The 436-nt window shown below is 47.2% G+C and carries 3 tRNA genes; all 3 read right to left on the bottom strand.

What is annotated here, in order from left to right:
• Positions 1–111: 111 nt before the first annotated feature.
• Positions 112–184, bottom strand: a tRNA-Val gene (locus FC33_RS05395).
• Positions 185–190: 6 nt separating this feature from the next.
• Positions 191–262 (bottom strand) — tRNA-Glu (locus FC33_RS05390).
• A gap of 20 nt (positions 263–282) precedes the next feature.
• Positions 283–374: transfer RNA gene (locus FC33_RS05385), tRNA-Ser, on the bottom strand.
• Between the last annotated feature and the right edge of the window lie 62 nt (positions 375–436).

Here is a 436-nt window from a genome sequence, read left to right as displayed (position 1 = left end):
AACTGCCGACACAAGGAGCTTCAATCCTTTGCTCTACCGACTGAGCTACCGAGCCACTACTTAATTGATGATACTAAATATTAAATTCAAATGCAACCTCTCAGTTACAAATGGAGGATACAGGGCTCGAACCTGTGACCCCCTGCTTGTAAGGCAGATGCTCTCCCAACTGAGCTAATCCTCCATATAATGACCCGTACGGGATTTGAACCCATGTTACCGCCGTGAAAGGGCGGTGTCTTAACCACTTGACCAACGGGTCATATTTATAACTTTCGCATACGGAGAGTAAGGGATTCGAACCCTTGAAACAGGTTATTACCCGTTTACATGATTTCCAATCATGCTCCTTCGGCCAACTCGGACAACTCTCCATAGTGAAACTCCGGCAGGCGGACTCGAACCGTCGACACCCTGATTAACAGTCAGATGCTCT

The organism is Ligilactobacillus aviarius subsp. aviarius DSM 20655, from assembly GCF_001436315.1.
GTDB lineage: Bacteria > Bacillota > Bacilli > Lactobacillales > Lactobacillaceae > Ligilactobacillus > Ligilactobacillus aviarius.
The sequence above is the reverse complement of the archived record's forward strand: the minus strand, read 5'-3'. Positions and strand labels throughout refer to the sequence as shown.